This window comes from Dietzia aerolata (assembly GCF_014144865.1).
GTDB classification, from domain to species: Bacteria; Actinomycetota; Actinomycetes; order Mycobacteriales; family Mycobacteriaceae; genus Dietzia; species Dietzia aerolata.
Genome location: NZ_JAALDM010000116.1, coordinates 1 through 9,194 on the forward strand (window position 1 = coordinate 1; position 9,194 = coordinate 9,194).

Annotated in this window: 7 protein-coding genes and 1 pseudogene; 4 read left to right on the forward strand and 4 right to left on the reverse strand. The window is 70.0% G+C overall.

The window, feature by feature from the left end:
* Positions 1 to 437 (reverse strand): annotated as a pseudogene (locus tag G6016_RS07610) (hypothetical protein); the annotation flags it as partial.
* A gap of 69 nt (positions 438 to 506) precedes the next feature.
* On the reverse strand, positions 507 to 1,097 hold the full coding sequence (locus G6016_RS07615) for a hypothetical protein (RefSeq protein ID WP_182632066.1): 591 nt from the start codon (positions 1,095 to 1,097) through the stop codon (positions 507 to 509).
* A gap of 397 nt (positions 1,098 to 1,494) precedes the next feature.
* Between G6016_RS07615 and G6016_RS07620 the strand changes: the two genes are divergently transcribed.
* On the forward strand, positions 1,495 to 2,574 hold the full coding sequence (locus G6016_RS07620; RefSeq protein WP_182632067.1) for a DUF368 domain-containing protein: 1,080 nt from the start codon (positions 1,495 to 1,497) through the stop codon (positions 2,572 to 2,574).
* Between the two features lie 117 nt (positions 2,575 to 2,691).
* A complete protein-coding gene (locus tag G6016_RS07625) occupies positions 2,692 to 6,165 on the forward strand; it encodes an SNF2-related protein (protein ID WP_182632068.1) in 3,474 nt (1,157 codons plus the stop codon).
* 66 nt (positions 6,166 to 6,231) lie between these two features.
* Here G6016_RS07625 and G6016_RS07630 read toward each other — a convergent pair whose 3' ends face one another.
* On the reverse strand, positions 6,232 to 7,023 hold the full coding sequence (locus G6016_RS07630) for an acetate and sugar kinases/Hsc70/actin family protein (RefSeq protein ID WP_182632069.1): 792 nt from the start codon (positions 7,021 to 7,023) through the stop codon (positions 6,232 to 6,234).
* 229 nt (positions 7,024 to 7,252) lie between these two features.
* Between G6016_RS07630 and G6016_RS07635 the strand changes: the two genes are divergently transcribed.
* Positions 7,253 to 8,179, forward strand: coding sequence for a hypothetical protein (locus G6016_RS07635; RefSeq protein ID WP_182632070.1), 927 nt, complete (start codon positions 7,253 to 7,255; stop codon positions 8,177 to 8,179).
* 541 nt (positions 8,180 to 8,720) lie between these two features.
* Here G6016_RS07635 and G6016_RS17520 read toward each other — a convergent pair.
* Positions 8,721 to 8,855, reverse strand: coding sequence for a hypothetical protein (locus G6016_RS17520; protein WP_277815125.1), 135 nt, complete (start codon positions 8,853 to 8,855; stop codon positions 8,721 to 8,723).
* A 147-nt stretch (positions 8,856 to 9,002) separates the two neighbouring features.
* Between G6016_RS17520 and G6016_RS07640 the strand changes: the two genes are divergently transcribed.
* The coding region (locus G6016_RS07640) for a hypothetical protein (RefSeq protein ID WP_182632071.1) at positions 9,003 to 9,194 on the forward strand (192 nt) is incomplete at its 3' end.

The following is a 9,194-nucleotide window of genomic DNA, read 5'->3' on the forward strand; positions in this document are numbered from 1 at the left end:
AGTGCCCATGACATGGCGCGCACAAACTGGCGCAGCACCGGCGTGGCGTCGCGCGGGAACAACTCCCGGAAATCCGGGTCGGCGGCGCGCAGGGTCTGGGCGAACAGTTCGGGGAACCGCTCGTCCTCCAGCAGGTCGCGCAGCACCAACAGCGGCGGCGCGTCGTCGTCCACGGTGACGGGTTCGTCGAGCGGGCCCGCGAGCGGATCGTGGCGCCGGCCCAGGTACGGGTCGAGATCGATGTCGTCCACGACCTCCTCGACGGCCGGGAGGCGGTAGTCGTCGTCGGAGCCGTCCGAACTGTCCGAGCCGGCCGGGCCTGCCGAGCCGGTCAGGTCGCCGGGGCCGCCCACGGTGTCCGGGTCCGCGCCCTCATCCGGTCCGCGCTTCTTCTTGCCCACCTCTGCGCCTCCCGTCCCGTCTTTGTCGCTGCCCACCGTGGCCGATGGTCGTTGTCGTCGTCGTCAAATTCACGAGTAACCCCAGCCTAGCGCCGACCGGCCGCCTCACTGCCCGAGCGTGATGTCGACCCCCGCGCGCAGTTCGTCTTCCGTGTAGACCAGCTGGCCGCGGCCCGGGAGTTCGATCCGGTAGAGCGTGCCGCCGGGCTCGATGTCGGGGAACTCGAAGGTGAAGGTGCACGACGACAGGTCGCCGCCGCTGTAGGCCAGCTTGGTGCGGGCCTCGACCCCGATGCCGGATTCGCGCAGCGTGATGGTCGTGCCTTCGCCGATGTCGGACAGGGAGAGCGGCAGGTCGCAGCTGGTGCGGTCGCCGGAGACGGGGTCGGCGCGGGTCGAGACCACCGTGAAGGTGCCGTCGACGGTGAACTCGCCCGAGTCGGGGATCGGCGGCGGTGGGTCGGAGCGTCCGAACGGGTTCTGCGCGGCGGGGGTGGAGTCGTCGTCACCGCCGAGGAGGGAAAAACCAAAAACTACGACGACGACGAGGGCAAACACCCCGATCGCCGCCACCGTGACGAGTGGGCCACGCGACCCGGACGTCCTGGCCAGCGTCGAGGAAGCGGGCGTGCCAGGGTGGGCCAGGCCGGCGGGACCGCCAGGGCGCCACGGGCCGGTGGGCTCCTGCGGGGACATGCCGTACGGCGGGGTCGGTTGGCCTTGGGGCGGAGCTGGCTGGCCCTGATACGGAAGTGCTGGCTGGCCCGGCTGTCCCGTCTGGCCCGCTTGTCCCTGCGGCGCTGCCATGGGCTGGGCCCCCGCGAAAGGCGACGCCGGATCGGGGAACGGTTCGGGCCCGGGTTCTGGGGAGGGCAGCGGTTGTGGCGGGTCGCCATAGCGGTAGGTGCCGTCAGAGAGCGGGGGATAGTGCATCGGCATGGCGCACGCTCCTCTCCCGCGGGTCCGCGCGATGGTCGGCGCGGAACTCGAAGGACGATTCTAGTCGCCCGTCCGGTGACGGGTTGATCACAGTTCTGGCCTGTGGACGAGTGGCGGTTAGCCGCTTCGGCCGGTTGTCGGGGAAAGTAGAGGAATGTCTGTCGAGTCTTCCCGCCCCGACTCCGAGTCCGGAGATCCCCGGCCCGTCGATCCGGCCTCCTCCGCCCACGCACATCCGGAGTCGGTGCACCACGATCCCGTCGCGGATTCCGACCTCGATCCCGCCTCCCCGGTTCCCACCCGGCCAGGCCCGATCGAAGCTGTCGGCAACGTGGTCCGGGGCGCGCTGATCGGGATGGCCGAGTTGGTCCCCGGCATCTCTGGCGGCACTGTCGCGCTCGTGGTGGGCGTGTACCCGCGACTGCTCGACACCGGCTCGCACATCGTCGACGGAATGCGCTCGGCCGTGCTCGGCAAGGACCGTGCGGCCCGGACCAAGGCCGCGTTCCGGCACGCCGACTGGTGGCTGCTCGGCATGCTCGCGCTGGGCATGCTCGCGATGGTCTTCACCATGGCCGGCGTGCTCGGCAGCTTTGTGGAGAACCAGCCCGAAATTTCCAGCGGGCTGTTCTTCGGCATGGTGGCGATGAGTATCTTCGTGCCGCTGAATATGGCCCGCCGGACCCCGGGCGGCCGGACCTGGGCGCTCGCGCTGATGCTCATCGTGGGCGCCGTCCTAGCGTTCTCGCTGACCAGTCTGCCGCGCGGTGAGATCGGCGACCCGTCCTACCTGCTGGTATTCGTGGCCGCGGCAGTCGCGATCTGCGCTCTGGTGCTGCCCGGTATGTCGGGCTCGTTCCTGCTCATGGCGATGGGGCTGTACGCGCCGACGATGAACGCCGTCAGCGACCGGAACATCCCGTACATCCTGGTGTTCGCCGCCGGTGCCTTTGTCGGCATCGCGCTGTTCGTCAAGGTCCTGGACCGGCTGATGGAGGACTTCCGCAAGCCCACGCTCATCGTGATGGTGGGTCTGATGATCGGCTCGCTGCGAGCCCTGTGGCCGTGGCGCGACGACGAGGTGGGCTCGGTCTTCGGCCCCGACGACAACTGGCCGGTGGTCGTGGCTGCCGCGATCGGCGGCGCGATCATTGTTGCCGTGGTGATCTTCGCCGAGCATCGCCTTGCCAGCCGGGTCGAGGCGGCCAAGGACGCGCCGGCCGCGCAGGCCTGAGCCTTCCACGCTCCGGCCGCGCGCAGGATTTTCCACAGGCCTGTCCGTATCCACAGCCACGGGCCACGGGGCCGGTGTGGGACGGACGTTGTCGTCGTCGTCCTCTAGCCTGGCGGCGTGCTCCAGTCCAACGTGTGGGTCCCCGAGTCCGAGATCGCATCCCTGGTGGGTTCTGCCGCCCTGGGGCGTGCCCGCGGCTACGCGAACGGCGACAAGATCCGGCGCGTCACCTACCGCGGTAAGGACCACCGCCTGAGCGCCGAGGTCAAGGGCAGTGGCCGCGACTGGTATTCCACGACGGTCCACCTCACGCCAACCGAACCCGACGGGGCGGCCAGGCCCACGCGCGCGCTGTGCTCCTGCCCGGTCGCGCTGGACTGCAAGCACGCCGCGGCGCTCCTGCTGTACGTCAGCGAGCTGGCGCAGGACGCCACCGTCCCCACCTGGCGGCGGCGGGCCGAGCAGTCGATGCGCGCGCTCGCGCGGCCTCAGCAAATCGAGGAGTCCCCGCTGATCGGGCTGCAGCTGTCGCTCGTGGCGGACGACACCGATCCTCTCTCCGCCGCCGAGGGGATCCAGCCGGGGCTCGGGAATCGGCTCAAGGCGCGGATCGTGGTGCCGGGCAAGGGCGGGCGCTGGAAATCGGCGGGCGTGGAGTGGGACCGGCTGCGGTACGGCTGGGACGGCGGGATGTCGCACGCGCAGTCCGGATTCTTCCGGGCCGTGGACGCGATCGCGCGCAGTGACCGCCAGGCCCGCGTGTGGCTCGACCTGTGCGACGCCGAGGTGCCTGCCCTCTGGCCCCTGATCTCTACCGCAGCCGAGTCGGAGGTCGAGATCGTCCCCGGCGACGGGCTGCTCGACGTCAGGCAGGGCCCGCGGCGCCGCGTCGGCCTGACCACGTGGAGCCCCGACGGGTCCGAGCTGGTGGTGGTCGCCGCGGCCGTCCCGATGCCCGGCACCGACGGTGGTCACCCCGGAAGCGAGGGTGGTGACCCGGGTGAAGAGCTTGTGGACGACGACGACAACGCCGGCAGCACCTCCGGCGGCGCGACCGCCGGCACCCACCGGGCGGACGATCAGTACACGGTGCGCGGAGAGTCTGACGCTTCCGGTCGGCCGCTTCCCGGCGCGCTTGTCGGCCAACGCGGGGACCTGGTGGCGGTGATACGCGATCGCGTGCTGGAGCTGTCCACGGTCGGGCGGCTCAACCCGGGCTTGGCCGACCGCCTGCGCGAGTGGCGGGAGCTGCGGATCCCCGACGAGGCGGTCGGAGAATTCTGTGCCGAGTTCCTGCCTGATCTGGCCGATCACTACCCGGTCCACGACCCGGTGGGCCGCCTTGAGCTTCCCCGTTTCGATCGGGTGGAGCTGGAACTGTCCATCCGGCCGGTCACGGTCGCCGATATTCGGGGCAAGCGGCTCCGGCCGCATACCGGCTTGGATCTGATCCTGTTGTGGAATCACGTCGAGGTGTTGCGCATGCCGGACGGGACCGAGGCCCTGCGCAGGCGGCCGCTGAACATCAACGATTTCACCGACGAGGGGCCGCTCGGCGGAGACGGCTACGCGATCGCGCTCGCCGAGTCCGTCGAGGCGACCGAGTGGGACTGGCTCCTGCAGGTCGGGGAATACCGGGTCGCGGGGCACGAGGCAGGGCAGGTACTTGCCGACGGTGTTCCCGTCCTGGAGTCGCTCGAGGGGATCCGCGTGACGCTCACCGACGACGTCCCCGCGATCCGCCGCGCCACCGAGGGGCTGCAGGTCCACGTGGCCACCGAGGAGGAGGGCTCGGGCATCGACTGGCTCGGCCTGTCGGTGTCGGTGACGGTCGAGGGCCGACCCATTCCGTTTGCCGCGATCTTCCAGGCGGTGGTGACCGGGCAGGAGGAGATCGTCACCGAGGACGGCGTGCTGGTGCCGATAGATCTCGAGCGGTTCGGCGAGCTCAAGGTCCTGCTGGAGGAGGCCATGGCCGCCTCCGCCGATCGCGAGGGCCGTGCGCCGAAGGGAGACGGAATCAAGATCGGGCTGGGGCAGGCCGGGTTGCTGGCGGACCTGGCCGAACTCGCCGACGATCTTGCCCCGCCGACCGGACGAGCAAAGGCGCTGATGGAGCTCGCCAGGGACAAACCAGATCCGGTGCCCGTGCCCGCCGCTCTGCAGGCCGAACTCAGGCCATATCAGCAGCAGGGACTCGACTGGCTGGCCATGCTGTGGCGGCACAAGATCGGCGGGATCCTGGCCGACGACATGGGACTGGGCAAGACCATCCAGTCACTCGCGCTCATCGCGCACGCCCACGAGACCTTCACCCATGCCGGCGGCGTGGGCTCCACTCCGGACGCCTCGCCGGGGCCGTTTCTCGTCGTGGCGCCCTCGTCGGTGGTGCCCAACTGGGAGGCCGAGGCTCGCAAGTTCGTGCCGTCCCTGCGCGTGGCCAGGCGCTCGGCGACCGAGGCCAAGTCGGCCAGCACGGTCGCCGAGGACGCGGCAGCGCACGACATCGTGGTGACCTCCTCGACCGTCCTGCGTCTGGACTCCGAGTCCTATACGGCTGTCGAGTGGGCGGGCGTCATCCTGGACGAGGCGCAGCAGGCCAAGAACCCCGCCTCCAAATTGTTCGCCGCTCTCGCCGGGCTGCGGGCGGACTTTCTGCTTGCTGTCACGGGCACCCCGATGGAGAACAACCTCACCGAGCTGTGGGCGGTCTCGGCGCTCTCGTGTCGCGGCGTGCTGCCCGACGCCCGGGACTTCCGCGAGCTGTACCGCACGCCCATCGAGAAGCACGGCGACACCGAGGCCCTGCAGCGGCTGCGCCGCCGGCTGCGGCCGTTCCTCCTGCGCCGCCGCAAAGAACTCGTGGCGGGCGACCTGCCGCCGCGCACCGACGCGGTGATGGAAGTCGAACTCTCGGCCACCCACCGCCGGATCTACGAGCGGGAACTCGCCCGGCAGCGTGCCTCCCTGCTCGCGCTGCTCGACGATTTCGACGGCAACCGCATCTCGATCCTCGCCGGCCTCACCGTCTTGCGCCGCCTCTGCTTGGACGCCTCCCTGGTCGATCCGGAGCACGCCGACGTGGCCTCCGCCAAGACCGACGAGCTGGTCAGCGCGCTGCGGGAGGTGGTGGCCGAGGGGCACCGGGCGCTGGTGTTCAGCCAGTTCACCACCTACCTCGACACCGTGGTGGACCGCCTGCGCGCCGAGGGGATCTCGGTCGCGCACCTGGACGGCAAGACCTCCGACCGCGCCGGCGCGGTGGGCGAGTTCACCGAGGGCGGGGCGCAGGTGTTCTGCCTCAGCCTCAAGGCTGGCGGCGTGGGCCTGAACCTCGTGGGCGCCGACTACGTGTTCCTGCTCGACCCGTGGTGGAACCCGGCCACTGAGGCCCAGGCCGTGGACCGCGCCCACCGCATCGGCCAGACCCGCCCGGTGCTGGTCTACCGGATGGTCGCCCGCGACACCATCGAGGAGCGCGTGGTGGAACTGCAGCGCCGCAAGGCTGAGCTCTTCGCCTCCGTGCTCGACAGCGGCGAGCACTTCTCGGCGGCGCTTACCGCCGACGACCTGCGAGGACTGTTGGAATAGCCGGAGATCAGCCCGACGACCGCAACCGGAACGCTTCGGCAAGGCCCGGCAAGTCCGGGCGATGGCCTACCGCATCTCCGGCAACGCCAGCCCGGCCGCGACGGCCGCACCGAACAGGGCCGTGTCGCGGGAGGGCGAGTACACGACCCGCGGCGTCGGCACCGAGTTGGGCAGGGTCTGCAACTGCTCGGCGACGGGCCCGTGCAGTGCCTCAGCCAGGCCCACGACGATCCCGCCGGTGAGCAGCACGGTCCGCGGCCGGAACATCTGGACGGTGTCGACCAGGAACGAGGCGAGTCGGTAGGCATACAGATCGGCCGCGTCGTCGCCGTGCTCGCGCTCGAGGTCGTACAGGCCGTGCCCGCCGAGCGCCCACCACGCTTCGGTGTTGGTGTTGTCGTCGACGATCCGCCAGTGCCCCAGGTCCCAGCCGGTGACGCCGCACGGGTGGATGAGGGCGCCGTGGCTGTTGAGCGCGCCGAACGCGAGCGACGCCCCGAGCGACAGGGCGATGCCGCCGTACCGGACGTTCGGCAGCCGCGTGATGGCCAGGGCGTGGGCGTCACCGTCGCCGATCACCGAGACCGGGGCGTCGACGCGCGCGACGAGTTCGGTGCGCAGGTCGCCCTCGGCCCAGGCCGCGGCGCGGGAGGCGAAGACGCGGCCGCGGTCGGCGTCGACGCTGCCGTTGATGGAGACGCCCACGCCGCCGGGGGAGGGATTGACGTCGAGGATCGCCGCCGCGAGATCCTCCGCGGTGGCCACATGGGCGCTGTGCACCTTCACCACATGGCCGTCCTCGACCGCGCCGATGCGCGTCCCACTGCCGCCCATGTCCACCACGACGCCGTCTCTCATTCCACACCTCCGGTTCTCGTGCGTCCCATTGTCGCCCCGATCCGCCGCGAGCGCTCGCCTGTTCTGCGCAAGGGGGCGATCCCGGGGCCGCTCCCGGGGCGGCCCGCCCGGATCGGTGTCGCCGTTTTGCCGTCGTATCGGGCGCGTATCGGGCTCGTCCGGCGCCGGTGAGTGTCATGATCAGGAGTCAGCGGGCTCGGGTGGTCGACCGGTTGTCGAGGAGGCGTTCATGGGTGGTTGGCGTGGTGGCGAGGGCGATCCGTCCCCCGGCGGGTGGCAGGACCAGACGTGGGACGGCGGCGGATGGCAGGGCGCTTCCGGCGGCCAGAATCCACAGGGCCATAACCAGGCGTGGGGCGACACCACCGCAGCGGGCCCGGCCGGATGGCAGGGAGCTCCCGGCGGCCAGGGATACGGCGGTCAGGGATATGGCGGCCAGCAACCCGGCGACTGGGACGACGCGGGCGCCACGCCGCCCAAGGGCAACGGTAACGGCGGCCCGCCGAAGTGGTTGCTCATCACGCTGATCGGCGTCCTGGCCGGCGCGCTGATCGCCCTGCTCGCGTTCGTGGTGCTCGACCGCGACTCGGGTGACGCCTCGGATCCCGCGGGTGTGACCTCCGCGGCGCCGTCGGAGGAGGGTTCCGGCGGGGCCGGCGGTGACGGTCCCGGTGACGACGACGACAACGCCGCCCCCACCCCCACGAACGCCCCGGGTCAGAGCACGGCCCCCGGCTCGGACCAAGAGGATGGCAATCCTGCGGCGGAACCCTCCGATCCCGCGTCGTCCGAGCCCGCCACCACCGGGCAGGATGCTCCGGACGGGGAGAACTCCAACGAGGTCGCCCCGGCTTCCGGTACCTACTCGGGCACGCTCGTCCAGCGTGGGACCCGGCAGTCGGATCGGGATTACGAAGTGCAGATGACCTTCTCCTCGACCGGCTCCACCGTGAGGTACCCGGAGCTGGGCTGCAGCGGCACGCTCACCCCGACCGGCAACCAGAACGGGGCGCGCGTCTACCGCGAGCACATCACCTCGGGCGGATGCGACAGCCCGGGAACCTGGCTAGTCACCCGCGGATCGGACACCTCGGTGGCCGCGGAGTACCGCCCGGCCGGCGACGACTACGTGGTGGCCGGCCAACTCACCCGGTAATCGCCGGCGGCCCCAGACCTCACCTTGGACGGCACCGGCCGCCGGACGTCTGACCAGGTAGCCGGTGCTGCAAACCCCAACTGATGTTCATCCGCTGGCCTGCGTGTCGTACGAAGGCATGATTTTTCCGTGGGGCGTGACACTCCACTCTTCGCGAAGCGAGACTTATGTTCCTGGGCTTGCTGACAGTCCAATGGCCGTAATGACGCTTGTGGGAGAGGTTCCGAACGATGACCAACGGTAACGATGGTGGCTGGGGGGCTTCCGGGGCCGGAGGTTCGGATTGGGAGGATTGGAACTCGCCTCCGGACCCTGAGACGAATCAGTTTGAGGCGATCGACTGGTTCGACAATCAGGGCGCAGCTGCGGGAGCAGGTCAGGCTCGGTGGTATGGGCAGGGCGATCCATCGCATTGGAATCAGCCCACCGAGCAGCAGCCTCGCAAGAAGACCTGGCCGATCGTGATCGGCGTGGCGATCGGGGCCGTCGTCCTGCTCGCTGCCGGAGGCGTGGGACTACTACTTGCCGGTGGCGATGACGATTACGTGATCGCCACCGAGACTGCCTCGACTTCCACCCCGGGCACCGCGGGGTGGACCACCTCGTCGTCGACCACGACGAGAGAAAGCCAGGTGGTGCCGGCGACGAGCGGATCATCCTGCTCGAAGAGCGACATCGCCAGTGATCTGGGTTGGGATGGAGTGAATCACCTGGACTGCTACGGAGACTGGGCGGTTGTGTCTAAGCCGACTGGCAGCGGTGATGGTTCAGTGATCCACTTGGTGAACGGAACGTGGTCTACCACTGGTTACGGACCCAGCGGGTGCGCGCCGCAATCGGTGCTGAGTTCGTTCCCGTCAGCATTGGTCTCGAAGTACTTCAAGTCCTGTGGTTCGAGCAACTCGGGCAGCGACCGTTCCCGGAAGTCGAGCACTACGAGGCGACCGGCCACTCGGACGACGACCCGCACTACCACGCGTACGTCGACGCGGACAACGACAGTGCGGCCCGAGGC

What these genes read in the sequence shown, in the direction of transcription:
- G6016_RS07615 (WP_182632066.1), bottom strand. Translation starts at nt 1,097, where the DNA reads ATGTCCCCGCAGGAGCCCACCGGCCCGTGGCGCCCTGGCGGTCCCGCC.
- G6016_RS07620 (WP_182632067.1), top strand. Translation starts at nt 1,495, where the DNA reads ATGTCTGTCGAGTCTTCCCGCCCCGACTCCGAGTCCGGAGATCCCCGG.
- G6016_RS07630 (WP_182632069.1), bottom strand. Translation starts at nt 7,023, where the DNA reads ATGAGAGACGGCGTCGTGGTGGACATGGGCGGCAGTGGGACGCGCATC.
- G6016_RS07635 (WP_182632070.1), top strand. Translation starts at nt 7,253, where the DNA reads ATGGGTGGTTGGCGTGGTGGCGAGGGCGATCCGTCCCCCGGCGGGTGG.
- G6016_RS17520 (WP_277815125.1), bottom strand. Translation starts at nt 8,855, where the DNA reads ATGTCGCTCTTCGAGCAGGATGATCCGCTCGTCGCCGGCACCACCTGG.